Source organism: Pseudomonas sp. 313 (genome assembly GCF_000316965.1).
In the GTDB taxonomy this organism is placed as follows: Bacteria; Pseudomonadota; Gammaproteobacteria; order Pseudomonadales; family Pseudomonadaceae; genus Chryseomonas; species Chryseomonas benzopyrenica.
Genome location: NZ_ANBZ01000077.1, coordinates 51,223 through 75,935 on the forward strand (window position 1 = coordinate 51,223; position 24,713 = coordinate 75,935).

A 24,713-nucleotide genomic window follows, 5' to 3' on the forward strand; every position below is an offset into this window, starting at 1 on the left:
AGACAACCATGGACCTTACCGGCAAGACCGCCCTGGTCACCGGCTCCACCAGCGGCATCGGCCTGGGCATCGCCCAGCGCCTGGCCGCCGCTGGCGCCACCCTCATCCTCAACGGCTTCGGCGATCCCGCTGCGGCCCAGGCCAGCCTCCCCGGCCACTCAGGTTTCCACGGGGCCGACCTGTCCAGGCCGGAGGAGATCGAAGACCTCTTCGCCTACGCCAAACGCGACTTCGGCGGCGTGGACATCCTGGTCAACAACGCCGGCATCCAGCACGTGGCGCCGCTGGAAGACTTTCCGGTGGAGCGCTGGGACGCGGTGATCGCCCTCAATCTCTCGGCCGTCTTCCACACCACTCGCCTGGCGCTGCCGAGCATGCGCGAACGCGATTGGGGACGCATCGTCAACATCTCCTCGGTGCACGGCCTGGTGGCTTCCACTGGCAAGGCGGCCTACGTGGCCGCCAAGCATGGTGTGGTGGGCCTGACCAAGGTCACGGCCCTGGAGACCGCTCGCACCGGCATCACCTGCAACGCGCTCTGCCCGGGTTTCGTGCTCACCCCGCTGATCCAGCAGCAGCTGGACAGCCGTGGCAGCGATCCGGACCAGGCCCGTCGCGACCTGCTCAGCGAGAAGCAGCCCTCGCAGGAATTCGTCACCACCGACCAGCTGGGCGAGCTGGCGCTGTTCCTGTGCAGCGACGCCGCCGCCCAGGTGCGCGGCGCCGCCTGGACCATGGACGGCGGCTGGACCGCCCAATAACGACAAGAGGACCTCTGCCATGAACAAGCTCTATCCCAACGCCGCGGCCGCCCTCGACGGGCTGGTCAGCGACGGCATCACCCTGGCCGTGGGTGGCTTCGGCCTCTGCGGCATTCCCGAGGCGTTGATCGCCGCGCTGCGCGACACTGGCGCCCGCGAGCTGACCGCCATCAGCAACAACGCCGGGGTGGATGGTTTCGGTCTCGGCCAGCTGCTGGAGACCCGGCAGATCCGCAAGATGATTTCCTCCTACGTGGGCGAGAACAAGGAATTCGAGCGCCAGTACCTGGCTGGCGAGCTGGAACTGGAATTCACCCCCCAGGGCACCCTGGCCGAGAAGCTGCGCGCCGGTGGCGCCGGCATCCCGGCGTTCTATACCCGTACCGGTTACGGCACCCTGGTGGCCGAGGGCAAGGAGGTGCGCGACTTCAATGGCCAGCCCCATGTCATGGAACTGGCGCTGACCGCCGACGTGGCCCTGGTCAAGGCGCTGCGCGCCGACAAGGCCGGCAACCTGGTGTTCAACAAGACCGCGCGCAACTTCAATCCGCTGTGCGCCATGGCCGGTCGCGTCTGCGTGGCCGAGGTGGAGGAGCTGGTGGAAGTCGGCGAGCTGGACCCCGACCAGATCCACCTGCCCGGCATCTTCGTGCAGCGCCTGGTGGTCAACGCAAGCCCCGAGAAACGCATCGAAAAACGCACCCTGAGCGAGGAGAAGTAAGATGGCCTGGACCCGCGAACAGATGGCGCAACGCGCCGCCCGGGAGCTGCAGGACGGCTTCTACGTCAACCTCGGCATCGGCTTGCCGACCCTCGTCGCCAACTACATTCCCGCCGGCATGGACGTCTGGCTGCAGTCGGAAAACGGCCTGCTGGGCATCGGCCCCTTCCCCACCGCCGAGACGGTCGATCCGGACCTGATCAACGCCGGCAAGCAGACCGTCACCGCCCTGCCCGGCAGCAGCTATTTCGATAGCGCCACCAGCTTCGGCATGATCCGCGGTGGCCATGTGAACCTGGCCATCCTGGGCGCCATGCAGGTGTCGGAAAAAGGTGACCTGGCCAACTGGATGATCCCCGGCAAGATGGTCAAGGGCATGGGCGGCGCCATGGACCTGGTGGCTGGCGTACAGCGCGTGGTGGTGCTGATGGAACACACCGCCAAGGGTGCCCACAAGATCCTGCCGGCCTGCGACCTGCCGCTGACCGGGGTTGGCGTGGTCGACCTGATCATCACCGACCTGGCTGTGCTGGAGGTGACCGAAGGCGGCCTGAAACTGGTGGAGCTGGCCGAAGGCGTGAGCCTCGATGAACTGCGCGCCGCCACCGGCGCCCCCATCCAGGCCTGAGGAGATCCCAGCCATGCAAGACGTCGTCATCGTCGCCGCCACCCGCACCGCGGTCGGCAGTTTCCAGGGCTCCCTGGCCAATGTGCCCGCGGTGGAGCTTGGCGCCACCGTCATCCGCGCCCTGCTGGAACAGACCAACGTGGCGCCTGCTGCGGTGGATGAAGTCATCCTCGGCCAGGTGCTCACCGCCGGCGCCGGCCAGAATCCGGCGCGCCAGGCGGCGGTCAAGGCCGGCCTGCCCCACGAGGTGCCGGCCCTGACCCTGAACAAGGTCTGTGGCTCCGGCCTCAAGGCGGTGCAGCTGGCGGTCCAGGCGATCCGCTGCGGCGACGCCGAGATCGTCGTCGCCGGCGGCATGGAGAACATGAGCCTGGCGCCCTATGTGCTGCCCAAGGTACGCACCGGCTTGCGCCTGGGCCATGCCGAGTTGGTCGACACCATGCTCAGCGATGGGCTGTGGGATGCCTTCAACGACTACCACATGGGCCAGACCGCGGAGAATCTGGTGCAGAAATACGGCATCAGCCGCGAGGCCCAGGATGCCTTCGCTGCACGCTCCCAGCAGCGCGCCGCGGCCGCGGTGGAGTCCGGGCGGTTCCGCGAGGAGATCACCCCGGTGGCCATCCCCCAGCGCAAGGGCGAACCGCTGCTGTTCGACACCGACGAGGGTATCCGCGCCGACACCACCGCCGAGGGGCTGGCGCGCCTGCGGCCTGCCTTCGCCAAGGACGGCAGCGTCACCGCGGGCAACGCTTCCAGCCTCAACGATGGCGCCGCTGCCGTGCTGGTGATGAGCGCGGCCAAGGCCGCCGCCCTGGGGCTCACGCCGCTGGCCCATATCGCCGCCTATGCCAGCGCGGGAGTGGATCCGGCGATCATGGGCATCGGCCCGGTCTCTGCCACCCGCAGGACCCTGGAAAAGGCCGGCTGGCGGCTGGCCGACCTGGACCTGATCGAAGCCAACGAAGCCTTCGCCGCCCAGGCCCTGGCCGTGGGTCAGGAGCTGGGTTGGGATGACGACAAGGTCAACGTCAACGGCGGCGCCATCGCCCTGGGTCATCCCATCGGCGCCTCCGGTTGCCGCGTGCTGGTGACCCTGCTCCACGAATTGCGCCGCCGTGACGGTCGACGAGGCTTGGCGACCCTGTGCATCGGTGGTGGTCAGGGCGTGGCGCTAGCGGTGGAGCGGCGTTAAAGCCTATCGCGGCCATGGGCCGCTCCTACAGGTCCGGACACCACCGTAGGAGCGGCCCATGGCCGCGATCAAAGCATCACCGTCCCGCACTACATTCCCACAAAAAACAACAACAAAAGGACCTCTCATGAGCTCAACCCCCTCCCGCGACTCGCGCAGCGCGCGGTTCGCCCTGGCCTGTTCCAACTGGGCCGAACGCTGGTTTCCCGACTCCTGGGTCTTCGCGGTGCTCGCCGTGGCCGTGGTGGCCCTGGCAGCCCTGGGCATAGGGGCGCCGGCGGCCACCACCGCCAAGGCCTTCGGCGACGGCTTCTGGAGTCTGATCCCCTTCACCATGCAGATGGCCTTCGTGGTCATCGGCGGCTATGTGGTCGCCAGTTCCGGCCCGGCCGGGCGCCTGATCGAGCGTCTCGCACGGGTGCCGCGCACCGGACGCGGCGCGGTGTGCTGGGTGGCCCTGGTGGCCATGCTCGCCTCCTTGCTCAACTGGGGTCTGAGCCTGGTGTTCGGCGGCCTGCTGGTGCGCGCCCTGGCGCGGCGAGAAGAACTCAAGATGGACTATCGCGCCGCTGGCGCTGCGGCCTACCTGGGCCTGGGGGCGGTCTGGGCGCTGGGGCTGTCGTCCTCGGCGGCGCAACTGCAGGCCAATCCGGCCAGCCTGCCCCCATCGATCCTGGCCATCACCGGGGTGATCCCCTTCAGCCAGACGCTGTTCCTCTGGCAGTCCGGCGTCCTGCTGCTGGTGTTGCTGGTGGTCTCGGCGGTGATCGCCTATGTCACCGCCCCGGGGCCGGACAGCGCGCGCGATGCCCGCGCCTGTGGCGTCGATGTCACCCCGGCGCCCAAGCCGGCCGCCAGGCCGACCCGTCCGGGTGAATGGCTGGAATACAGCCCGATCCTTATCGTGTTGCTGGTGCTGCTGGCCGCGGGTTGGCTGGTGCAGGAATTCGCCAGCAAGCCGGCCATCGAGGCCATCTCCGGGCTGAACACCTACAACCTGCTGTTCATCTCCCTAGGCGCCCTGCTGCACTGGCGACCCCGGCACTTCCTCGACGCCGTGGCCCGCGCGGTACCGGCCACCACTGGGGTGCTGATCCAGTTTCCGCTGTACGGCTCCATCGCCGCCATCCTGACCAAGGTCAACGGCGCCGACGGCCAGACCCTGGCGCACCATATTGCAGCGTTCTTCACCCAGATTGCCACCCACGACACCTTCGCCCTGCTGATGGGCGTCTATTCGGCGCTGCTGGGGTTCTTCATCCCCTCGGGTGGGGGCAAGTGGATCATCGAGGCGCCCTATGTGATGCAGGTGGCCAACGACCTGCAGTATCACCTGGGCTGGGCCGTGCAGATCTACAACGCCGCCGAGGCCCTGCCGAATCTGATCAATCCCTTCTACATGCTGCCGCTGCTGGGCGTGCTGGGGCTGAAGGCGCGCGACCTGGTCGGCTTTTCCTTCGTGCAGCTGCTGGTCCATGCACCCCTGGTGCTGGTGCTGCTGTGGCTGTTGGGGGGAACGTTGGCGTATCTGCCGCCGGTACACCCGTAGCTCGGGTGGGGCGCAGACGATAAAGCGGGAGGGGTAAAGCGGAAGCCGGCTGAATCTCAGCCGGCGATGGCCAGGCGGGTGCTGTCGATGATGGCCTGCAGGCGGCTCGGGCTGCTGTATTCGTCACGATAGATCCGGCGGGTGTGCTTGGCCACGCCATGTTCGTTAACGACGATGAAGGAAAAACCCCGTTTGCTAGGGGCGTCGATGACGCAGCTCATCGGCGCGAAAGCGGCGCTGAGGGCATGCATGGCGTTCTGGGCTTGGGCTTGTATGTTCATGACTTCAGTTGTAAACCTCACGTGTGACGCTGCTATGACAAGGGTCCAGACCGATAGTGCCTAATCCTTGAATTAATTGTTAGCAATAGACGTGCCGGAATGTAACAAGGCCTTCCGGCACGTCTTTTCCTTACTTGCCAGCCGTCTGCTGGCGACGCTTGGCCCGCCGCGACAGCATGTTCAGACCCTCGATCAGCGCCGAGAAGGCCATGGCCGCATAGATATAGCCCTTGGGCACATGGGCGCCAAAACCCTCGGCGATCAGGGTCATGCCGATCATGATCAGGAAGCCCAGCGCCAGCATCACGACGGTGGGGTTCCGGTCGATGAATTTGGCCAGGGGATCGGCCGCCAGCAACATGACGGTCACTGCCACCACCACCGCGATCACCATCACCGGCAGGTGTTCGGTCATGCCCACGGCGGTGATGATGCTGTCCACCGAGAACACCAGATCCAGCAAGAGGATCTGCACGATGGCCGAGCCGAACGCCAGGGTCGCCGTCTCAGCGCCCTTGGTCAGGGCGCTGTCGGGCTCGGGATCGACGTTGTGGTGAATCTCCTTGGTCGCCTTCCACAACAGGAACAGGCCACCGGCGATGAGGATCAGGTCCTTCCAGGAAAAGCTCTTGCCGAACACCTCGATGATCGGCTCGGTGAGCTGGACGATCCAGGCCACGGTGCCGAGCAGGCCCAGGCGCAGGATCAACGCCAGGCTGATACCGATGCGGCGGCCCTTCTGCTGTTGATGGGCGGGCAGCTTGTTGGTGAGGATGGAGATGAAGATCAGGTTGTCGATACCCAGCACCACCTCCATCACGATCAGGGTAGCCAGGGCAGCCCAGACGGTCGGATCGGCAGCGAGTTGTAGCAGATAGTCCATTGCGGTGCGGTTCCAGTGGGAAGAGAAAGGCCTGACGCGGGGTCAGGCCGTAGGTCTCACCATCAGAGCCTTGGCGGTGTGAAATGCTCGTGAAGACCTCTGCTGCAATTGTTTCAAACTATCGCAGCAGTACGTCGCTGGACGAAGCGCGCCACGTAGGCGTCGGCCGGCTGGCCGAGGATGTCCGCTGGGGTGCCCACCTGTACCAGCCGACCGTCGCGCAGGATGGCGATGCGATTGCCCAGGCGCAGCGCTTCGTCGAGGTCATGGGTGATGAAGACGATGGTCTTGTGCAGGCGCTGTTGCAATTCCAGCAGCTGCTCCTGCATCTCGGCGCGGATCAGCGGATCGAGGGCGGAAAAAGCCTCGTCCATCAGGATGATCTCGGTGTCCGCCGCCAGAGCGCGGGCCAGGCCGACCCGCTGGCGCATGCCGCCGGACAACTGGTGCGGCCACTTGCGCTCGTAACCGGCCAGGCCGACTACCTCCAGCCAGTGCAGCGCCCGCTCCCGGCAGACCGCCTTGGGCTCGCCGCGCACCTTGAGGCCATAGGCGACGTTGTCCAGCACCCGCCGATGGGGCAAGAGACCGAAGCTCTGGAACACCATGCTGATGCGCTGGCGCCGTAACTCGCGCAACGCCGGCAGGGGCAGCTGGAGGATGTCCTGACCATCGATGAGGATGCGCCCGCTGCTCGGATCGATCAGCCGGTTGAAGTGGCGCACCAGGGTCGACTTGCCGGAACCCGAGAGCCCCATGATGACGAAGATCTCGCCTTCGGCGATCTCCAGGGAGAGATCGTCCACCCCCACCACGCAACCCGTGCGGGCGAGGATGTCGGCCTTGTCGTGCCCCTCACGGAGCAGGGCCAGGGCCGCCTGCTCGCGTTTGCCGAAGATCTTGGAGACCCGTTCGACGACGATCTTCATCGCTCCACCTCGTGACGCTGGCGGCCATAGGCCTGGGTGATGCGGTCGATGACCACGGCGAGGATGACGATGGCCAGTCCCGCCTGCAGGCCCTTGCCCACGTCCAACGTCTGGATGCCCACCAGGACCTCTTCACCGAGGCCGCGAGCGCCGATCATGGAGGCGATCACCACCATGGACAGCGCCATCATGGTGGTCTGGTTGATGCCGGCCATGATGCTTGGCAAGGCCAGCGGCAACTGCACGCCGAACAGCTGCTGCCAGCGATTGGCGCCAAAGGCGTTGACCGCCTCCATGACCTCGCGATCGACCTGGCGGATACCCAGGTCGGTGAGGCGGATCAGGGGCGGCGCGGCGTAGATCACCGTGGCGAAGATCGCCGGCACCTTGCCCAGGCCGAACAGCATCAGCACCGGGATCAGGTACACGAAGCTGGGCATGGTCTGCATGATGTCCAGCAGCGGCATCAGCACCAGGCGCAGGCGAGCGCTGCGGGCGCAGAGAATGCCCAGGGGGATGCCGATGATCACCGCGATGGCGGTGGCCACCAGCACCAGGGCCAGGGTCTGCATCAGCTTGTCCCACAGCCCCAGGGCGCCGACCAGGAACAGCAGTCCGGTGATCAGCAGGGTCGGCAACACCCGGCGGGTGGCATGGGCGGCCAGGGCCGCGACGATCAGCAGCAGCGCCCACCAGGGGGTGCCGCGCAGCAGGCCTTCGAGCCAGACGATGGCCTGCAGCAGGGTGTCGGAGATGGTCCGGAATACGTCGCCGTAGCGGGTCACCAGCCAGTCGACACCGCGATTGACGGCGTCGGCGAAGGAAAAGGTCAGACCTTCGGGAAACATCCTAGAGCGCCGCCTGGATCTTGCTGCGCGCCGCCGCGTCGGTCACCCAGGCCTGCCACAGTTCGGGATGGGCCTTGAGCAGCGCCTTGGCCGCGGTGGGGGCGTCCTGCTTGGCTTCGGCCTGTTCGGCCAGGGTGCGGTTGAGCAGCTCGATGGGCACATTGACGCGGCTCAACACGGCGACCAGTTCCGGTGCACCGTCGTGGAAAGGCTTGGAGAGACCGGCCTGCACCTGGATGCGCTTCTCTTCGCCGGCGCGCGGCTTGAGTTGCACCATGTCCACGCGCCCCAGCAGCGGCGTCGGCGACCAGTAGTAGGTCAGGATCGGCTGCTTGCGCCGAGTGGCCGAGACGATGGCCGCATCCAACGCCGGTCCGGTGCCGGGACGAAAGTTGGTGTACTTGTCGCTCAAGCCGTAACTCTGCAGCATCTGGGTGTTTTCCAACTCGCACGTCCAACCGGCCGGGCAGTTGTAGAAACGGCCCTTGCCTGGCTCCTCCGGATCGCGGAACAGCTCGGCATATTGTCCCAGGTCGGCGATGCTCTTCAAGTCGGGGGCCTTGGCGCCCTCACCTTCCACCAGATAACGCGGCACATACCAGCCTTCGGTGGCGCCTTCGATGGGCGCGCCCACGCCGACCACCTTGCCGGCCGCGGCGGCCTTGTTCCAGGCCTCGCTGCGACCGATCCACTCCTCGGCGAAGACCTGAATGTCATTGTTGCCCAGCGCCTGCTCCAGGGTGATGGAGTTGCCAGGAATGCTGTCCACGGTGCAGTCATAGCCGTGCTGCAGAACGAAACCCATCAACTCAGTGAGCAGCATGCCACTCTCCCAGTTCACCCCGGCGAACTTCACCGGCTGGCTGGCGCACCAGCTGTCGGCCTGAGCGGTGCCGGCGGCGAGTAGGCCAAGGGAAAGGCCGGCGGCCAGGAGGGAACGGCGGGAAAAGGCTATGGGCATGGGTGGCTCCGTCTGCACTGGGAGGGCCAGGGCGGCAGAGCCGTTCCGCTGGCGATCCTACCTTGGTCAGCGCCGACGGCTCAGGGTTCAGCCAGAGGCCCTGGCACTGCCTGCGCGGGGTTCGCGAGCGCTGAAGCAGGCATCGTGCTCCGGTCGATCGAGCGTAGCCATCCAGGACCGTCGACCTCTTCCTCACCGGCCGTGACACCCACGCGAACGACCGCTGCGCTCGAACTTTGCCCGCGCTCGCCTCTTCTACCGGAGGTCACCCTCGCGGAGCCGATCATGCGTATCCATCACCTCAACTGCGGCTGCATGTGTCCCCTGGGCGGGGCGCTGTACGACGGTTTTAGCGGCGGACTCGCCGCCCACCTCGCCTGTCATTGCCTGCTGGTGGAAACCGACCGGGACGGTCTGGTGCTGGTGGATACCGGTTTTGGCGAAGCCGATCTGCGGGAGCGGGGCCGGCGGCTGAGTCCCTTCTTCCGGCTGATGAATCGCATCCAGTACGACCCCGAGCTCAGCGCCCTGGCGCAGATTCGCCGCCTGGGTTTTCGTCCGGGCGATGTTCGCCATATCGTGCTGACCCACCTGGACTTCGATCACGCCGGCGGCCTGGATGACTTTCCCCAGGCCCAGGTCCATGTGCTCCAGCGTGAATGGGACGCCCAGCGCCAGCGCCACGGCTTCATCGGCCGCCGTCGCTACAGCCCGGCGCAGTGGGAAGGGATCCGCCACTGGCATTTCCATGAACCCCGAGGCGAGCAGTGGAATGGCTTCGCCAGCGTGCGTGACCTGCCAGGCCTGCCGCCGGAAATTCTGATGATCCCCCTGCCCGGTCATACCCCGGGCCATGCCGGCATCGCCATCCAGCATGAAGGCGGCTGGCTGCTGCACGCGGGCGATGCCTACTTCTATCGCGACGAGATGCGCCAGCCCGACCGCCACTGCACACCGGGCCTGAGGTTCTACCAGCGTTTGATGGAAGCCGACCGCGCCAGCCGCCTGGACAACCAGGCGCGCCTGCGCGAACTTTCCCTGCGCCAGGATCTGGGGCTGACGCTGTTCTGCAGTCATGACCTGGTGGAGTTTCGGCAGTTGCAGGAGGGTAAGCAGGCGTAGGTTGGGCTGAGCGCAGCGAAGCCCAACAGGACCTAGGCCGAACTCCTCAGTGTTGGGCTTCGACGGTGGAGCCGTCTCAACCCAACCTACGAGGCGATCCGCCACTGCGGTCCCGTAGGTTGGGCTGAGCGCAGCGAAGCCCAACAGGACCAAGCCGAGCTCCTCAATGTTGGGCTTCGACGATGGAGCCGTCTCAACCCAACCTACGAGGCGATCCGCCACTGCAGTCCCGTAGGTTGGGCTAAGCGCAGCGAAGCCCAACAGGACCAAGCCGAGCTCCTCAATGTTGGGCTTCGACGATGGAGCCGTCTCAACCCAACCTACGAGGCGATCCGCCACTGCGGTCCCGTAGGTTGGGCTGAGCGCAGCGAAGCCCAACAGGACCAAGCCGAGCTCCTCAATGTTGGGCTTCGACAGTGGAGCCGTCTCAACCCAACCTACGACGCGATCCGCCACTGCAGTCCCGTAGGTTGGGCTAAGCGCAGCGAAGCCCAACGGGATCAGTCCTCGATGTTGGGCTTCGACGATGGAGCCGTCTCAAGCCAACCTACGCAATCACCGGATAGCCCTGCTCCACCGCCTCGCGGCGCCAGTCCAGCAGGGGCAGATAGGTCGCCTCGTCTACTGCGGTGAAGCCCTCGATGGCGAGGCGCTCGGCCAGCGCAGGATCGGCGGCCAGGCTGTCACTCAGCGCCCCACGCAAAGCCTCAACCTCTGCATCTGACCGGCTGGCGGCGGTGATGAAGGGCAGCGCCGGACTCGGGCGGGTGCGTTGCAAGAGGCGCAGACCGGCGACCCGCTCGGGTTGGGCGCGCTGCAGATAGCCATAGGTCACGGCATCCACCGCGGCCACATCGGCATGGCCTTGCTGCAACAGCGCCAGGCTATTGGCGTGGCTCTCGCTGACGATCACCTCGCCAAAGAAGCGGCCACGCTCGGCCAGGGGCGCCACGGCGAGGCGCAGGAGATTCATGCCGCTGTTGGAATCCAGGCCATTGAGCGCCACTCGCTTGCCGCGCAGATCGGCCAGGCTGGCCACATCCAGGGCGTCGGGCACCAGGATGAAGGCGCAGTGCTCGGCTGCCTGGCAACCCTCGAAGCGATAACGCGGCGCCGCGACCAGCCGCACCTGGCCACGCAGGCGGGTCGCCCAGGGATAGCCGCAGGTCTGGGCCAGCAGCAGGCCGGAATGCGTCCAGAGCGCCGACAGCTCCTCGGGCGCGGGGTCGAGCGTCTCGCCTAGGCGCAGCGCCACGGCCTCGGCCAGCTGGCGATAGGCATCGCGCACCTCGGCAGGCTCGACGTACATGGTAAGGGCGGCAACGGTCATGGGCGGCTCCAGCACGGAAAACCGCCATTATCCCCTATCACTGCGCCTAGAGCGCCGCCTTTACCCGCTCGGCGTTTTCCGCCGGCAGCCAGGTCGTCCAGATCTCCGGATGCTCCTTGAGGAAACGCTTGGCCACGACCTGGGCGTCTTCGCGTTTCTCGGCCATGCCGGCGAGGATGCCGTTGAACTGGTCGAGGGGGAATTCGACCTTCTCGAACAGCGCCACCAGGGCCGGCGCCTTGTCGTGCAGGTCGCGGGAGACGCCGATGGTGATCTTGGCCGGCAGCGAGCGCGACGGCAGCGGATTGGGGTTCTTCGGATCCGACAGGGTATCCCAGGCCTTCTCGCTGAACGGCGGCTCTTCCAGCTGGACCAGTTTGTAGCGGCCCATCAGCGGGGTCGGCGACCAATAGTAGAAGAGCACCGGCTCGCCACGGCGCATGGCGGTGGCGATGGCCGCGTCCAGCGCGGGGCCGGTGCCGGTGCGGAAGTTGGTGTAGCTGTCGGTCAGCTGGTAGGCCTTGAGCTTCTGGCTGTTGACGATCTCGCAGGTCCAGCCGGTCGGGCAGTTGAGGAAACGGCCCTTGCCGGGCTCTTCCGGATCGCGGAACAGCTCCTTGTAGCGCGGCAGGTCGGCGACGCTCTTCAGGTCCGGTGCCTTGGCCTGGATGCCGCGCGCGGGGTCGCCCTTGACCAGGTATTCCGGAACCCACCAGCCCTCGGTGGCGCCCTTGACCGTCTCGCCGACGGCAAAGACCTTGCCGGCCTTTTCCGCCGCGCGCCAGGCCGGACTGCGCCCGGCCCACTGCTCGCCGGTGACCTGGATGTCGTTTTGCGCCAGGGCGTTTTCCAGGGTCACGGTGTTGCCTGGCACGCTGTCGGTCTGGCAGCCATAGCCCTTCTCCACCAGCAGGCGCAGCACCTCGGTGGTGAACATGCCGCTCTCCCAGTTGGGACCGGCGAACTTCACCGTCTGCGGATAGGGACAGCCGCCGTCGGCGGCGAAGGCCAGCGGGGTGATGGCAAGGCTGGCAAGGGTCAGGGCGAGACGCAGGCGCATGGGCTAACTCTCCGACGAGGACGTGGGCCTTTCGACCCCCGGCACTGCCATTCGTCCCCGCGGGCCAGGGCTATTTCACAGCGGACCGCCCTCGGCGGTCTTGCGCAGGCCGGCGATCACCGTCTCGCCGGTTTCCCGGGCCAGCTCGGCGTACCAGGCCTGGGTAGCCAGAGGTTCGTGGCCGTGGGTGATCTCGCAGCGCTTGCGCGCCCGCTCGACGATGCCAGCGACCCGTTCCAGTCGCGCCTTCTCGTAGGCTTGCAGGGCCGCGAGCGGATCGGCCTCGGCGTCCAGGCAGCGCGCCAGCACCCAGGCATCCTCCATGGCCTGGCAACCGCCCTGCCCCAGGTCCGGGGCCATAGCATGGGCGGAATCACCCAGGAGCGCCACCCGGCCCTGCACCAGGGTCGGCAATGGCCGGGTATCGTGGATCTCCACGCGAGCCACACCCTGGGGATCCAGCCGTTCGATGAGGCGCTGCACCGGCGGTGCCCAGCCGGCGAAGTGCTCGGCCAGTTCCGTGCGGTAATGGCTGCGGTCGTTGAGCGTGCCCTTGGGCAGGGGCACGTCGAAGAAAAAATAGAATTCATCACCGCCCATGGGCATCAGGGAAACACGCTGGTGCGCCCCGACGAATTGCGCCCAGTCGTGGGCCTCGGCCAGATCCGACGCGATCCTCACCCGCCCGTTCCAGTTCACGTAGCCGCAGTACTCACGGGTGACGGCCTGGCCCACCACCCGCTCCCGCAGGCGCGAGTGGGTACCGTCGGCGGCGATCAGCAGATCGGCCCGCTCGCGACGCCCGTCGCCAAGGAGCACGGTCACCCCGGCTGCATCCTGCTCGAAGCCCTCGCAACCGACACCCAGGGTCACCCGCTCGGCGCCCACGGCTTCGAGCAGCAGTCGCTGCAGGTGGGCCCGGGCGATGGGGCGCGCTGGCCAGCCCACGGCGGCATAAAGAGGCAGCAGGCTGAACTGAGTGAGCAACCGTCCCTCGTGGTCCCGGTAGCTCATGGTCTGCATGTCACCGCTGACTGCGGCGATGGCGGACCCGAGGCCCAGGTGTTCGAGTACCTTGACGCCGTTGGGCCAGATGGAGATGGCCGCGCCGATGGGGGCCAGATCCTGGGCCCGCTCGAACAGACGGACCCGGTGCCCGGCCTGCTGCAACGCCAGGGCGGCGGTGAGACCGCCCATGCCGGCGCCGGCGATGATGATGTCGAGAGATGGCATGACGGACCTCGTTGACCGGTAACAGATGCCTTGGGCAAGCAATTTCCTGTCCAAGTGGTCAGGTATTGCCTTCCGGGCGCTGGCCGGACAGCAGAGGCTCAGAAACGCACCAGCCTGGTGCCCTGTGACCATTGGTCGCTTCGTTTGCAGGCAGGCTGCCCTTCGTCGGCTCGCATGACGCATTCCAGAGCTCTTCTATACTCCTAAGGTAGTCGCCAGTTGCGTTGTACCCAGCGTTCGCCATCCACAGAGGCCCGCTTGCGGCGACCACAGCGGGTGAGGAGCAGGATCATGATCAATCATGTCTGGGGCCTGCTGGCCCATCCCGATCGCGAGTGGCAACAGATTCGTCGCGAAGGGGAAACGGTCGGGCACTTCTTTGCCCATCATGTCGCCTTGCTGGCGGCCATTCCCGTCGTCGCGTCCCTGGTGGGCACCACCACCTTCGGTTGGCGCTTCGGCGGCGGTGAAGCCCATGTGCTGGATCTACCTACTGCGGTGGTACTGGCGGTCATCAGCTATGCGCTGATCATGGCGGCGGTGGTGGCCATGGGGCATGTGATCCACTGGCTGGCGCGGCGCTATCCAGATCGGCCCAGTGCCAATCGTTGCATTCTGTTCGCCGGCTACGTGGCCACGCCCATGTTGCTGAGTGGCCTGGTGGGTTTCTATCCGCTGGTGTGGCTGTGCGCCATCGCCGGCATCGTCGGCCTGGCCTATTCGGCCTACCTGCTCTATACCGGCATCCCCTCCTTCCTCAATATCGATCAACGGGAAGGCTTCATCATGTCCGGCTCCACCCTGGCCATCGGGGTGCTGGTGCTGGAGGTGCTGATGGCCACCACGGTGCTGATGTGGGGTTACGGCCCGGAGCTGTTCGGCTGATCGAACGTCGCTCTGCCGTTGGCAAAAAGCCCGGATCGGTCACCGATCCGGGCTTTTTGTTGGCAAGCGGCTAACGGCGGGAAAAGCCGTAGAGATCCATGGCCAGGATGCCATGGGCGATGCCGTCATGATGGACGCTGAGGGTGCCTTCGGGGTCCGCCGCGCCCAGGGCGACGAACAAGGGCAGCAGGTGCTCGTCGGTAGGATGCGCCTGGCGGGCCTGGGGCGCCTGGCGTCGGTAGTCGAGCAAGGCGTCCAGATCTCGCTCGCGCAAGCGATGTTGGATCCACTGCTGGAAGTCCCGCACATAGCCCGGGGACTCAGCGCCCCCACGACGGAAGTGACCGAGGTTGTGGGTCAGGCTGCCTGAACCGATCAGCAGGGTATCCGCCGGTAGCACCCTGGCCAGCGCCTGGCCCAGGGCATAGTGATAGTCCGGCCCGCGGGTGGCGCTCATCGACAGCGGCACCACGGGGATTTGCGCGTCGGGATAGAGATAGCGCAACGGTACCCAGGCGCCATGATCCAGTCCCTGCGCCTCCGTCTCGGCCTCCCAGCCCTGGTCTCGCAAACCTTGAGCCAGTTGCTCGGCCAGCGCCGGGGCACCCGGCGCGGGATAATCCAGGCGGTAGAGGGCTTCGGGAAAGCCATGGAAGTCATGGATGGTGGCCGGCCGCTTGGCGCTGCCGAATACCGGTATCCGGGTATCGAAGTGCGCCGAGACCACCAGGATGGTGGCTGGGGTCGGCAGTGACCGCCCCAGGGCGCGCCAGGCCGCCCCTGCCGCGCCGGCGTCGAGCGCCTCCATGGGCGACCCGTGGGAAACGAACAGGGTGGGAAGCGACATGGTGGCGACCTCTCGAGTGGATGGATTCAGGCGCGCTTGCGGGCATCCCAGGAAAGCTGACCCGCGCCCAGCAGCGCCAGGGCGGCAGCGGTCACGGCGAGAAAGACCGGATATTCCCAGCCGCCGTCGGGATTGGAAAAGGACCAGCCGTTGCCGAAATGGACTGTCGCCGCGGCGAACAGTTGGACGGCGGCCACTGCCGCGACTGGACGCACCCAGACGCCCAGGATCAGGAGCACGCCCGCGCCCAACTCGAAGAAGGTGACCGGATAGGCCAGCCAGCCGGGAAAGCCCACCGAAGCGAAGAAACCCGCGGTGCCTGGCAAGGTGAACACCAGCAGCTTGGTCAGGCCATGGGCCAGGAACATGGTGCCCAGGGCCAGGCGCAGCAATAGGGCGGCATAGGACGAAGTACGATCGGTCATGCTGATTCTCGAGCAGGGGAAAGATGACCCATTGTCCTGTTTCCAACGCGCGAATAAAGGTGCACTCTGGGAATGAACTGTGCACGCTATGGAAACAATCCTTGGATACCCTGAGAGCCCTGCAGGCCTTCATCAAGATCGTCGAACTGGGTAGCCTGACCGCGGCGGCTGAACGGCTGGAGCTTTCGCGCTCGGCGCTCACCAAGCATCTTGCCGCCCTGGAGCGACACTACGGCACCCGGCTGCTACAACGTACCACCCGCACCCTGAGCCTGACCGAGGCCGGACGCACCCTCCATGAAGGGCTGGTGCCCCTGCTGGGCGATCTGGAGGCCCTCGAACAGCGCCTGCAGGAAGGCCACGAGCGCCCGCAGGGACGCCTCAGGGTCAGTGCGCCCCTGACCTTTGGCGTGCGCCACCTAGCACCGCTGGTGAGCAGTTTCCTGCACGAATACCCCGAGGTCGCCATCGATCTGGAGCTGAGCGATCGTCAGGTGCGCCTAGTCGAGGAAGGCTTCGATCTGGCCGTGCGCATCGGCGATCTCAGCGATTCCAGCCTGGTGGCTCAGCCCCTGGGGGCGGTGGAATTGTTCATCTGCGCCGCGCCCGCCTATCTGCAGCGCCACGGTCGTCCCGAGCACCCGGCCGAACTACGCGAGCACCGCTGCCTGCTCTACAGCTACGCCAGCGATGGCGATCTCTGGGAATTCCAGCGTGACGGTGAGCGCCTGCAGGTCAAGGTCAGTGGGCCCTTGCGCGCCAACAATGGCAGTGTCCTGCACCAGGCGGCGCTAGACGGCCATGGGATCATTCGCCAACCGGACTTCCTGGTGGGCGATGACCTGGCGACGGGTCGCCTGCAACGACTGTTCGCACCCTGGTACACCCAGGCCATCGCCATCCATGCGCTCTATCCCCATCGGCGTCTGGTGCCGGCCAAGGTGCGACTGTTCATCGCCTGGCTGCAGCGACATCTGGTCACAGCCGAGCACTTGAAAAGACTGCCGTAGGTCGCCGCCGAACGGTCATTGCCGGGGGCTTCGCAGCCTGACGGGGCTTGCCTAGAATCCCTGCCTGTCCCGCCGGCACTGCCGGTTTCTGCGATGGCTGTCGTTCATGTCGACCGAGAATCCTTGCCTCAGCTGTGGCGCCTGCTGCGCCCACTTTCGCGTGTCTTTCTATTGGGGCGAATGCCAGTCGGCAGGCGGCCCGGTGCCCGATTACCTCACCGTCGCGGTCAGCCCCCATCTGGCGGCCATGCAGGGCACCGAGCAGAAGCCGGTACGCTGCGTGGCCCTGCTGGGCGAGGTGGGCTGCGGCACGCGCTGCACCGTTTACGAGAACCGTTCCAGCACCTGCCGCGAGTTCACCGCCGCCTGGGAGAACGGCGAAGCCAATCCCCACTGCGATGCCGCCCGCGCCGCCTATGGCCTGCCGCCGCTGACGCCGCCGTTGCAACCCCATATCTCGCCCGACCGCGTAGCTTAGGCGCTGTACGAAAACTGCCTGCGCTCAGTGATGCTTCGTTGAAAGAACCTTTCGGAATGCTCATTTACCATTTGTAAACTCCGCTTCCTCAAGGTTTTTCGCCTCGCCTCACCATCGCTCGGCGACTTTTCGTTCAGCGCCTAGAGGAAACCAAACGGCCATCGCCGCTGCCCAAAAAGGCGACGGCTGGGCTGTGAAGCGTGGAAAATGCAGTGCGGATCAGGTTTTCACGTCCCTGCTAGATCGAATACCCTATCGTTCTTTCGCCCGCTATGCGTATCCTGTAGCGCCGAACAACAAGGCTGCTTCAACCGGCCACGTAGAGGCTTACAAAGGCTCTACGCAAGGCAAAGCTGCCGCTATACTGCCTGGCCAATACTCACACATGGAGTTTTTACATGAATAAAGCTGAGCTGATCGACGCCATTGCCGCGTCTGCCGACCTGCCCAAGGCCACCGCTGCCAAAGCCCTGGACGCCTTCACCACTGCGGTGACCGACGCCCTGAAGCAAGGCGACAGCGTCAGCCTGGTCGGTTTCGGAACTTTCGCAGTAAAAGAGCGCGCTGCTCGCGAAGGCCGCAACCCGCAGACCGGTGCCACCATCAAGATCGCCGCTGCCAAGCTGCCCGGCTTCAAGCCCGGCAAAGGCCTGAAAGACGCCGTCAGCTAAGACTGCGTTGGTCGATTCTTGTCTTCCGGGCGCTGCAGAGCGCTTCGGAAGACAGTCCTCCGCCCCACCCGCTCACTCCCCCTCCCTGCTTTTCGCCTCCGCGCCCTAGTGAAAATCCCGACTCGACACCAAGAGTTCGTCGAGCAGCGGACTTAGATCGGTCAAGCGACCGGCGATCAGGTGCTGCACCCCCGCCTCCCGTTCCAGATGCCCCTCGACCTGTAGCAGCCGTGCCTGCAACAACGGTCGTCGCTGCTGTTCGCCCACTGCGCGCCAGACCACCACATTGAGCATGCCGTGCTCGTCTTCCAGGGTGACGAAGATCACCCCGCTGGCCGTGCCTGGACGCTGTCGTCCGCGCACCAGTCCGGCCACTCGCACCAGGGCGCCGGGCCTGATTTCGTCCAGCTGACGGAAGTCCCGGCAGCGCCGCGCCTGGAGTTCGCCACGCAGCAGGCTCAGCGGATGCGGCCCCAGGGTGGTGCCCAGCATGCGGTAGTCGGCATGGACCTCTTCGGCAACGCTGGGCGCGGGCAAGGCCAGGCGCTCCTCTTGAACGCTATCCGCCGCCGCGAACAGCGGCAGCTGGCGCTCCACCCCGGCCATGGCCCAGCGCGCCTGATGGCGATCACCGGCGAGCTCGGCCAGGGCGCCGGCCTCGGCCAGTTGCCCGCGGGCCCGGGCATCCAGTTCGGCCCGGCGGCAGAGGTCCTCGATGTCGCGAAAGGGCTGCGTACCCCGCGCCACCACCAGGCGGCGGCCGACCGCTTCCGCCAACCCCTGCACCAGGCGCAGGCCCAGGCGGATCGCCGGCTGATGGCCAGCGCTCGCCTCCAGCCGGCAGTCCCAGTCGCTGGCCTGCACGGTCACGGCGCGCACCTCGACGCCATGGCGTCGAGCGTCCTGCAGCACCTGGTCGGGACTGTAGAAGCCCATGGGCCAGCTGTTGACCAGGGCACAGGCGAAGGCGGCCGGTTCATGGCATTTGAGCCAGGAGCTGGCATAGGTCAGCAGGGCGAAGCTGGCGGCATGGGATTCGGGAAAGCCGTAGCTGCCGAAGCCCTTGATCTGCTCGAAGAGGCGCGCGGCGAATTCCGGGCGATAGCCGCGCTCGACCATGCGACTGTGCAACCGCTGACGATGAGGTTCGAGGCCGCCATGACGCTTCCAGGCGGCCATGGAGCGGCGCAGCTGATCGGCTTCGCCCGGGGTGTACTGGGCAGCGGTCATGGCGATCTGCATCACCTGCTCCTGGAACAGCGGCACTCCTAGGGTGCGCTCCAGGGCTGGCCGCAATTCGTCATGGGGATAGTCCGCCACTTCCTCGCCACTCCGGCGGCGCAGATAGGGATGCACCATGTCGCCCTGGATCGGCCCGGGCCGGACGATGGCCACCTCGATCACCAGGTCGTAGAGGGTTTGCGGCCGGAGGCGCGGCAGCATGGCCATCTGGGCGCGGGATTCGATCTGGAACACCCCCACCGTGTCGGCGCGGGAGATCATGGCGTAGGTGGGCGCATCCTCCTGGGGCAGGCTGGCCAGGGTCCAGCGCTGGCCACGCCAGTCAGCGACCAGGTCGAAGCAGCGGCGCAGGGCGCTGAGCATGCCCAGGGCGAGGATGTCGACCTTGAGCAGGCCCACGGCATCGAGGTCGTCCTTGTCCCACTGGATCAGGGTGCGCTCGGGCATGGCGGCATTCTCCACCGGCACCAGCGTAGCCAGGGGCGCCTCGGAGATGACGAAGCCGCCGGGATGCTGGGAGAGATGCCGGGGAAAACCGATCAGTTGACCGGCGAGGATGAGCACCCGCTGCAGCAGCGGGCTGTCGGGATCGAAACCGGCTTCGCGCAGACGTGCGGGGCCGGGGATCTCGTCGGTCCAGCGCCCGGCGCACCCGGACAGGGCGTCGAGCTGATCGCCCGGCAGGCCCAGGGCCTTGCCGACATCGCGCAGGGCGCCGGCGGCATGGTAGGTGCTGACCACCGCGGTGAGCGCGGCCCGTTCGCGGCCATAGCGGCGGAAGACGTACTGGATCACCTCTTCGCGACGCTCGTGCTCGAAGTCGACATCGATGTCGGGCGGTTCGTCGCGCTCGCGGGAGATGAAGCGCTCGAACAGCAGGTTGCCGGTGAGCGGATTCAGCTCGGTGATGCCCAGCACGTAGCAGACCACCGAGTTGGCTGCCGAACCGCGGCCCTGGCAGAGGATGTGCTGGCGGCGGGCATGGTCGACGATGTCGTGCACGGTGAGAAAGTAGTTCTCGTAGCCCTTCTCGGCGATCAGCGCCAGCTCCCTGGCTACCTGGTCGGTGACCTTTTGCGGCGGTCCCTCCGGCCAGCGCCAGGCCAGGCCGCGGCGGGTCAACTCGGCCAACCAGGAGCCGGCGGTCTGGCCGGCGGGTATCACCTCCTGGGGATAGCGATAACGCAACTCGCCCAGATCGAAGCGACAGCGGGCGGCGATCTTCAGGGTTTCGGCGCGCAAGGCATCGGGATAAAGCCCTTCGAGCACCGTCAGCGGGCGCAGATGCCGCTCCCCGTTGGGATGCAGGCGATAGCCGGCCTCGGCCACTGGCAGGTGGTGGCGGATGCTGGTGAGCACATCCTGCAGGGCACGACGACCGCGGGTATGCATGTGCACGTCGCCGCAGGCCACCGGCGGCAGCCCCAGTTGCTCCCCCAGTGCCTGCAACTGCATGAGCTGGGCGGCGTCATCGGCGCCGCGCAGCAATTCCACGCCTAGCCAGAGGCGTTCGGCGAAGACCTGCTTGAGCCAGGCGCCCTCCTCGGCCAGGGGTTCGCCGCCCGGCAACCAGATGGCCAGCAGCCCGGGCAAGGGGTGCTGCAAATCCGCGCGACCCAACTGGTAGCGGCCCTTGGGCGCACGGCGGCGCGCCCGGGTGATCAGGGCGCAAAGAGACTCGTAGCCCGGCAGATCCTCCACCAGCAGCACCAGGCGCAGGCCGTCGTCCAAGGTCAGCTCGCTGCCAACGATGAGCGGCAGTCCGACCTGCCGCGCCGCCTGCCAGGCGCGGACGATGCCGCTCAGGGTGCCTTCGTCGGTGATGGCCAGGGCGGCGTAGCCCAGCGCCTTGGCTCGCTCGAACAATTCCAGGGCGCTGGAGGCACCGCGCTGGAAACTGAAATTCGACAGACAGTGCAACTCGACATAGCCGCTCATGCGAACCAGCCCTGGATCCACCAGGGCGCCTCCTCGCCATAGCGGCGGAAGGCCCAGGCTTGGCGTCCGTCGGCCACCTCGATGCGGTAGTAGTCGCGGCGTTGGTCGCCGCCGTCCCACCAGCCGCTTTCGATGCGTTCAGGACCGGCCAGGATCCGGCGTGGCTGACCGTCGAGGGGGCGCGGTTCGCGCAGCAGCCAGCCCGGACGCAGGCCGGGCAGCACAGTCTCCAGGCGTCGCTCGTGGCGCCAGACCAGGGCGCGCTCGGGCCGATGATCCGCCTGAATGCCGAGGCCGAGCACGGCCTCCTCGCCCAGCCGGGCACGCAGACGCTCGCGCAGCACCTCCCAGCCCACGGCCTGGGCCGGGCGTTCGTCGAACAGGCCATGGCGTTCCGGCACGAAGAGCGGCAATTCCTCGCTTTCCAGGCGCAGCGCCAGAACCGGCGCCACCACCTGCAACTGTTCGAGGCGGCCACGGGCGAATTCGAACAGCAGGGCGGCATCGCGCTCGGGGGCCAGCAGGCCGATGGTGAGGGTGGTGGCCGGCCCCTGGCGATGTTCCAGCCAGAGCAGGAAGCGCTGCACGCCACGGTCACGACTGGCCAGCCAGGCGGCCAGGTCGGCGGTGAGGCGGCGCAGTGGAAACAGCAGGGCCTGGTGGGAGTCCACCTCGAAATTGAGTTCCACCCGCGCCACGAAGCGATCGGGCGGCCGATAGAACTTCAGCGCCAGACTGCGACTGCCGCCCAGCAGATCCAGCTGCTGCAGAAGCTCCGGCGCGAAACGCCGGGCCAGGGCGGCCCTGGGCAGGGCCTTGAGCTGCTCCAACCGGCGGATACCCATGCGCGTCAGCGCCTGGGCTTGCTGGGGGGCGAAACCGGCGCGCTCCACGGGCAGCCGATCGAGCAGGCGCGGCAGGTCATCCGGAGAGGCGATGAGACCATCGGCGACATTGGTCAGCATGCGCGCCGCCACCGGATTGGGTGCCAGGGCCAGCCGATGACGAAAGCCCAGGCCCTGGAGCTCCTGACGCAGGCGCCGCTCCAGCCGCGGCCAGGGACCCAGCAGCGGCAGGCTGGACTGGATCTCCAGCAGCAGCGCCCGCGGATAGTGGCGACTGACCTGGGAGCTGAAGCCATAGCCCCAGGCCGCCAACAGCGCCTCGGCCGTCTCGATGAGCGCCGGATCATGTTCCTGCTGCTCGAAGTCACGGGTCAGCGCCTGGGCGGCGGCCAGGGTCAGGCCAGGGCGCAGTCCCAGGGCTCGCGCGGCCGGATTGACCGCCCGCAGCAGGCGACGCTGGGGCGGACCGGAAAGCAGCACCAGCGGCTGCTCCGGCTGCGGATGGCGGCGCAGCACGGCATCCAGCGCCAGCTGCGGAAAGAGGATGCAGGCCCAGCGCATGGCCAGCTCAAGCGCCGCCGGCCAGATCGAGCACGCCGGGCTGACCGCCCCGGCATTTGCGGATATGTAGCCGTTCCAGCGGCGCCCTGAGTTCCAGGCGCAAGGCCGCCGGCGAGGGATTGTCCAAGGCGGCGGCCGGGCGCAGGGCGAAGGCCAGGGTGCGACCGCTCTCGGCGGCGACCTGCAGCCGGCGCAGCTGGCGATCATCGGCGCGCTCGGGCCAGCAGAGCACCGCGCCGAAGCATCCCGAACGCAGGCACTGCTCGGCGGCCCAGAGCACCTCGGCGCCCTGGGCGCGGATCACCACCAGGGAATCCAGCACTACGCCGGCCGCCTGCCAGGCCAGGGGATAGGGCAACAGCGGCGGGCCGATCAGGGCGATGCGTTCGGCGGCTTGGCTCAGGCGCGCCAGGGTTGGCCAGAGCAGCCGCAACTCGCCATGGCCGGGGCCGGCGAGCAGCAATTCGGTCAGCGCCGCCTCGGGCCAGCCGGCGCCGGGCAGATGGGCATCCAGGGCGGCGACCCCGGTGGGCTGGTCGCTGCGCCGGGCGTCGGGACTGGTCTGCCCCTTCCAGAGACGCCGCTCCTCGAACAGCCGGGCCAGGCTGGCGCCGCCGCTCATGCCGCCAGACCTGCAGGGGTGTTATCCATGGCCATCGCCTCAATCTGTATATGCATACAGTATTAGAGGCGATCCGCATCGGGGTCAAGTCGAACCGGTGTCCGCGTCGATGAGGGGATCGGTCAGATCCAGATCACCACGCCGATCAAGGCAGCCAGCAACAGCCACTGTTCGAGATAGTAGCGGAAGCGGTTGCGCTTCTTCAGCGCCTTGCCGCGTTGACGGATGCGATAGAGATGCCGGAAGGCACGGTTGAGGCCACCGGTGCGGTCGCTGGCGTCATTGGGCGAGGCCGCCGAGGCCAGCAGGGTACCGCTTATCCAGCGGTTGAAGGCACCGGCCCAGCGATAGCGCAGCGGTCGCTCGATGTCGCAGAACAGGATGATGCGATCCTGCTCGGTGGTGTTCTCGGCGTAGTGGATGAAGGTTTCATCGAACACCACTGCCTGGCCATCGCGCCAGTGATAGCGCTGGCCGTCCACCTCGATGAAGCAGCGTGGGTCGTTGGGCGTGGCCAGGCCCAGGTGATAGCGCAGGGAGCCGCCATAGGGATCGCGATGGCGCACCAACCGCGACCCGGGCGGCAACTCGGCGAACATGGCCGCCTTGACCGTGCCGATGCCCCGCAGCAATCCGGTGGTCTGCGGGCACAGCTGCATGGCGGAAGGATGGCTGTCGCCGTACCACTTCAGATAGAAGCGCTTCCAGCCGCTCTTGAAGAAGGAGTTGAAGCCGGCATCGTTGTGCTCGGCGGCTTTCTTGATCTGGCCGGCACGCAGCAGGGCCAGGGCTTCGTCACGAATGAGCTGCCAGTTGTCCTGCAGCACCTGGAGCTCGGGAAAGCGTTCCACCGGGTGATAGGGCTGGTTGGGTACCCGCGACGTCAGGAACATGAAGGTGTTCAGCGGTGCCAACACCGTCGAATGATCACCTAGCTGACGCAGGAAGCGATGACGCACCCGACCGCGAAAATGCACGTACAACACACAGAGAAAGAAACCGCCGATCACGAACCACTTCACGCGTCACTGTCCTGAAAAGAATGTTTCAAGATGTTATACGCTCCACCGGCATCAGACCTAACTCTAAGGTCTGACGATTAGCCGCAGGCTTGCACGGAGACGTGCACCGCCGCTGGGAGCCATGACGGGCATCTTGTATCCTGCAGGTGACACTTCGAGCGCCCGGAGGGCCTCATCATGCGTTCGCTACTCTATGGCCTGCTGCTCGCCAGTGGCGTCGTGGCCGCTCAGGATGTCTACAAATGCGTGGACGACCAGGGCCAGACGACCTATACCCAGGGCGCTTGTCCGACGAATAGTCAGATCACTACCATTCCGCTGCAGCGTTTGCCCGACAGCAACGGCTTCACTCCCCCGCCAAAACCCGCCACGCCACCGCCAGCCACTGCGCCGCGCGAGATCACCGTAGTCCCCGCGCCGGCCAGCAGCCGTCAGCGCCCGGTCGATGACGTCACCGTGGTCGGCAGCTCTTCCTCCTCTTCCAGCTTTCGCCAGGAAACCCAGGTGCGCAGCGGCGGCATCCTCTATCAGCCGGTGCCGATCTACATCGACCGCCGGCCGCGTGACGAGACCTGGCACATGGTGCCCCACCCCCAGGCGCAGCCGCCGGCTCCGCCTACTCAGCAGATTTACGGTATCCCTTTCAAACGCTGAAAGGCGGTAACC

The 24,713-nt window shown here is 66.7% G+C and carries 25 protein-coding genes; 11 read left to right on the forward strand and 14 right to left on the reverse strand.

What is annotated here, in order from left to right; genetic code table 11:
* The first annotated feature begins 8 nt into the window (after positions 1-8).
* From C722_RS0117920 to C722_RS0117940, 5 genes are all read left to right on the forward strand, one after another.
* A complete protein-coding gene (locus C722_RS0117920; protein WP_017641835.1) occupies positions 9-761 on the forward strand; it encodes a 3-hydroxybutyrate dehydrogenase in 753 nt (250 codons plus the stop codon).
* A gap of 19 nt (positions 762-780) precedes the next feature.
* Positions 781-1,482, forward strand: a complete 702-nt coding sequence (locus C722_RS0117925; RefSeq protein ID WP_017641836.1) for a CoA transferase subunit A — start codon at positions 781-783, stop codon at positions 1,480-1,482.
* 1 nt (position 1,483) lies between these two features.
* Entirely contained in the window at positions 1,484-2,110 is a 627-nt protein-coding gene (locus tag C722_RS0117930; RefSeq protein WP_017641837.1) for a CoA transferase subunit B, read from the forward strand.
* A gap of 13 nt (positions 2,111-2,123) precedes the next feature.
* A complete protein-coding gene (locus C722_RS0117935) occupies positions 2,124-3,305 on the forward strand; it encodes an acetyl-CoA C-acetyltransferase (protein WP_017641838.1) in 1,182 nt (393 codons plus the stop codon).
* Positions 3,306-3,432: 127 nt separating this feature from the next.
* Positions 3,433-4,854 carry a short-chain fatty acid transporter gene (locus C722_RS0117940; RefSeq protein ID WP_017641839.1) on the forward strand — a complete coding sequence of 474 codons (1,422 nt, stop codon included), beginning with the start codon at positions 3,433-3,435 and terminating at the stop codon, positions 4,852-4,854.
* A gap of 56 nt (positions 4,855-4,910) precedes the next feature.
* Here C722_RS0117940 and C722_RS0117945 read toward each other — a convergent pair whose 3' ends face one another.
* The 5 genes from C722_RS0117945 to C722_RS0117965 form a co-directional block, all read right to left on the reverse strand.
* On the reverse strand, positions 4,911-5,135 hold the full coding sequence (locus C722_RS0117945) for a hypothetical protein (protein ID WP_017641840.1): 225 nt from the start codon (positions 5,133-5,135) through the stop codon (positions 4,911-4,913).
* A 130-nt stretch (positions 5,136-5,265) separates the two neighbouring features.
* Positions 5,266-6,018 (reverse strand): TerC family protein, encoded by a 753-nt coding sequence (locus C722_RS0117950; protein ID WP_017641841.1) that lies wholly within the window; start codon positions 6,016-6,018, stop codon positions 5,266-5,268.
* Between the two features lie 113 nt (positions 6,019-6,131).
* Complete coding sequence (locus C722_RS25125) at positions 6,132-6,947, reverse strand: glycine betaine/L-proline ABC transporter ATP-binding protein (protein ID WP_017641842.1); 816 nt, start codon at positions 6,945-6,947, stop codon at positions 6,132-6,134.
* Positions 6,944-7,795, reverse strand: a complete 852-nt coding sequence (locus C722_RS0117960; protein ID WP_017641843.1) for a proline/glycine betaine ABC transporter permease — start codon at positions 7,793-7,795, stop codon at positions 6,944-6,946. Before C722_RS0117960 ends, C722_RS25125 begins: the two co-directional genes overlap by 4 nt.
* Position 7,796: 1 nt before the next feature.
* A complete protein-coding gene (locus C722_RS0117965; RefSeq protein WP_017641844.1) occupies positions 7,797-8,756 on the reverse strand; it encodes an ABC transporter substrate-binding protein in 960 nt (319 codons plus the stop codon).
* A 285-nt stretch (positions 8,757-9,041) separates the two neighbouring features.
* Here C722_RS0117965 and C722_RS0117970 point away from each other — a divergent pair, with 285 nt between their 5' ends.
* A complete protein-coding gene (locus tag C722_RS0117970) occupies positions 9,042-9,878 on the forward strand; it encodes an MBL fold metallo-hydrolase (RefSeq protein WP_017641845.1) in 837 nt (278 codons plus the stop codon).
* 547 nt (positions 9,879-10,425) lie between these two features.
* On the opposite strand, the gene C722_RS0117975 is transcribed toward C722_RS0117970, so the two are convergent.
* From C722_RS0117975 to hpxO, 3 genes are all read right to left on the reverse strand, one after another.
* Positions 10,426-11,208, reverse strand: coding sequence for a phosphate/phosphite/phosphonate ABC transporter substrate-binding protein (locus C722_RS0117975; protein WP_017641846.1), 783 nt, complete (start codon positions 11,206-11,208; stop codon positions 10,426-10,428).
* Between the two features lie 46 nt (positions 11,209-11,254).
* The gene (locus tag C722_RS0117980) at positions 11,255-12,268 is read right to left on the reverse strand and encodes an ABC transporter substrate-binding protein (protein WP_017641847.1); all 1,014 of its coding nucleotides are present in this window, start codon (positions 12,266-12,268) and stop codon (positions 11,255-11,257) included.
* Positions 12,269-12,343: 75 nt separating this feature from the next.
* Positions 12,344-13,501, reverse strand: coding sequence for an FAD-dependent urate hydroxylase HpxO (hpxO, locus tag C722_RS0117985; RefSeq protein WP_017641848.1), 1,158 nt, complete (start codon positions 13,499-13,501; stop codon positions 12,344-12,346).
* A 291-nt stretch (positions 13,502-13,792) separates the two neighbouring features.
* On the opposite strand from hpxO, the gene C722_RS0117990 reads away from it, so the two are divergent.
* Positions 13,793-14,386: a Yip1 family protein gene (locus tag C722_RS0117990; protein ID WP_017641849.1), complete on the forward strand. Its 594-nt coding sequence runs from the start codon at positions 13,793-13,795 to the stop codon at positions 14,384-14,386.
* A gap of 70 nt (positions 14,387-14,456) precedes the next feature.
* Here the strand turns inward: C722_RS0117990 and C722_RS0117995 are convergent, their stop codons facing one another.
* Both C722_RS0117995 and C722_RS0118000 read right to left on the reverse strand, forming a co-directional pair.
* Positions 14,457-15,233, reverse strand: coding sequence for a dioxygenase (locus C722_RS0117995; protein WP_017641850.1), 777 nt, complete (start codon positions 15,231-15,233; stop codon positions 14,457-14,459).
* 26 nt (positions 15,234-15,259) lie between these two features.
* Complete coding sequence (locus tag C722_RS0118000; protein ID WP_017641851.1) at positions 15,260-15,658, reverse strand: DoxX family protein; 399 nt, start codon at positions 15,656-15,658, stop codon at positions 15,260-15,262.
* Between the two features lie 101 nt (positions 15,659-15,759).
* Between C722_RS0118000 and C722_RS0118005 the strand changes: the two genes are divergently transcribed.
* The 3 genes from C722_RS0118005 (at position 15,760) to C722_RS0118015 (ending at position 17,817) form a co-directional block, all read left to right on the forward strand.
* Positions 15,760-16,668 carry a LysR family transcriptional regulator gene (locus C722_RS0118005; RefSeq protein ID WP_017641852.1) on the forward strand — a complete coding sequence of 303 codons (909 nt, stop codon included), beginning with the start codon at positions 15,760-15,762 and terminating at the stop codon, positions 16,666-16,668.
* 106 nt (positions 16,669-16,774) lie between these two features.
* Complete coding sequence (locus C722_RS0118010) at positions 16,775-17,146, forward strand: YkgJ family cysteine cluster protein (RefSeq protein ID WP_017641853.1); 372 nt, start codon at positions 16,775-16,777, stop codon at positions 17,144-17,146.
* Between the two features lie 398 nt (positions 17,147-17,544).
* A complete protein-coding gene (locus C722_RS0118015; protein ID WP_007159052.1) occupies positions 17,545-17,817 on the forward strand; it encodes an HU family DNA-binding protein in 273 nt (90 codons plus the stop codon).
* 105 nt (positions 17,818-17,922) lie between these two features.
* Here C722_RS0118015 and C722_RS0118020 read toward each other — a convergent pair whose 3' ends face one another.
* The 4 genes from C722_RS0118020 to lpxO form a co-directional block, all read right to left on the reverse strand.
* Complete coding sequence (locus C722_RS0118020; RefSeq protein ID WP_017641854.1) at positions 17,923-20,997, reverse strand: error-prone DNA polymerase; 3,075 nt, start codon at positions 20,995-20,997, stop codon at positions 17,923-17,925.
* A complete protein-coding gene (locus C722_RS0118025; RefSeq protein ID WP_017641855.1) occupies positions 20,994-22,403 on the reverse strand; it encodes a DNA polymerase Y family protein in 1,410 nt (469 codons plus the stop codon). Before C722_RS0118025 ends, C722_RS0118020 begins: the two co-directional genes overlap by 4 nt.
* Before the next feature lie 7 nt (positions 22,404-22,410).
* A complete protein-coding gene (gene imuA / locus C722_RS0118030) occupies positions 22,411-23,025 on the reverse strand; it encodes a translesion DNA synthesis-associated protein ImuA (protein ID WP_017641856.1) in 615 nt (204 codons plus the stop codon).
* A 122-nt stretch (positions 23,026-23,147) separates the two neighbouring features.
* On the reverse strand, positions 23,148-24,047 hold the full coding sequence (gene lpxO / locus C722_RS0118035; protein WP_017641857.1) for a lipid A hydroxylase LpxO: 900 nt from the start codon (positions 24,045-24,047) through the stop codon (positions 23,148-23,150).
* A gap of 177 nt (positions 24,048-24,224) precedes the next feature.
* On the opposite strand from lpxO, the gene C722_RS0118040 reads away from it, so the two are divergent.
* Complete coding sequence (locus C722_RS0118040) at positions 24,225-24,701, forward strand: DUF4124 domain-containing protein (protein ID WP_017641858.1); 477 nt, start codon at positions 24,225-24,227, stop codon at positions 24,699-24,701.
* The last annotated feature ends 12 nt before the right edge of the window (positions 24,702-24,713 follow it).

Coding starts and splice junctions, on each gene's coding strand:
- C722_RS0117925 (WP_017641836.1), top strand. CDS start 781: ATGAACAAGCTCTATCCCAACGCCGCGGCCGCCCTCGACGGGCTGGTC.
- C722_RS0118040 (WP_017641858.1), top strand. CDS start 24,225: ATGCGTTCGCTACTCTATGGCCTGCTGCTCGCCAGTGGCGTCGTGGCC.
- C722_RS0118010 (WP_017641853.1), top strand. CDS start 16,775: ATGTCGACCGAGAATCCTTGCCTCAGCTGTGGCGCCTGCTGCGCCCAC.
- C722_RS0117940 (WP_017641839.1), top strand. CDS start 3,433: ATGAGCTCAACCCCCTCCCGCGACTCGCGCAGCGCGCGGTTCGCCCTG.
- C722_RS0117980 (WP_017641847.1), bottom strand. CDS start 12,268: ATGCGCCTGCGTCTCGCCCTGACCCTTGCCAGCCTTGCCATCACCCCG.
- C722_RS0118000 (WP_017641851.1), bottom strand. CDS start 15,658: ATGACCGATCGTACTTCGTCCTATGCCGCCCTATTGCTGCGCCTGGCC.
- C722_RS0117960 (WP_017641843.1), bottom strand. CDS start 7,795: ATGTTTCCCGAAGGTCTGACCTTTTCCTTCGCCGACGCCGTCAATCGC.
- imuA (WP_017641856.1), bottom strand. CDS start 23,025: ATGAGCGGCGGCGCCAGCCTGGCCCGGCTGTTCGAGGAGCGGCGTCTC.
- C722_RS0118020 (WP_017641854.1), bottom strand. CDS start 20,997: ATGAGCGGCTATGTCGAGTTGCACTGTCTGTCGAATTTCAGTTTCCAG.
- C722_RS0117970 (WP_017641845.1), top strand. CDS start 9,042: ATGCGTATCCATCACCTCAACTGCGGCTGCATGTGTCCCCTGGGCGGG.
- C722_RS0117975 (WP_017641846.1), bottom strand. CDS start 11,208: ATGACCGTTGCCGCCCTTACCATGTACGTCGAGCCTGCCGAGGTGCGC.
- C722_RS0118015 (WP_007159052.1), top strand. CDS start 17,545: ATGAATAAAGCTGAGCTGATCGACGCCATTGCCGCGTCTGCCGACCTG.
- C722_RS0118025 (WP_017641855.1), bottom strand. CDS start 22,403: ATGCGCTGGGCCTGCATCCTCTTTCCGCAGCTGGCGCTGGATGCCGTG.
- C722_RS25125 (WP_017641842.1), bottom strand. CDS start 6,947: ATGAAGATCGTCGTCGAACGGGTCTCCAAGATCTTCGGCAAACGCGAG.
- C722_RS0117930 (WP_017641837.1), top strand. CDS start 1,484: ATGGCCTGGACCCGCGAACAGATGGCGCAACGCGCCGCCCGGGAGCTG.
- C722_RS0117945 (WP_017641840.1), bottom strand. CDS start 5,135: ATGAACATACAAGCCCAAGCCCAGAACGCCATGCATGCCCTCAGCGCC.
- C722_RS0117935 (WP_017641838.1), top strand. CDS start 2,124: ATGCAAGACGTCGTCATCGTCGCCGCCACCCGCACCGCGGTCGGCAGT.
- C722_RS0117995 (WP_017641850.1), bottom strand. CDS start 15,233: ATGTCGCTTCCCACCCTGTTCGTTTCCCACGGGTCGCCCATGGAGGCG.
- hpxO (WP_017641848.1), bottom strand. CDS start 13,501: ATGCCATCTCTCGACATCATCATCGCCGGCGCCGGCATGGGCGGTCTC.
- C722_RS0117920 (WP_017641835.1), top strand. CDS start 9: ATGGACCTTACCGGCAAGACCGCCCTGGTCACCGGCTCCACCAGCGGC.
- C722_RS0117990 (WP_017641849.1), top strand. CDS start 13,793: ATGATCAATCATGTCTGGGGCCTGCTGGCCCATCCCGATCGCGAGTGG.
- C722_RS0117965 (WP_017641844.1), bottom strand. CDS start 8,756: ATGCCCATAGCCTTTTCCCGCCGTTCCCTCCTGGCCGCCGGCCTTTCC.
- C722_RS0117950 (WP_017641841.1), bottom strand. CDS start 6,018: ATGGACTATCTGCTACAACTCGCTGCCGATCCGACCGTCTGGGCTGCC.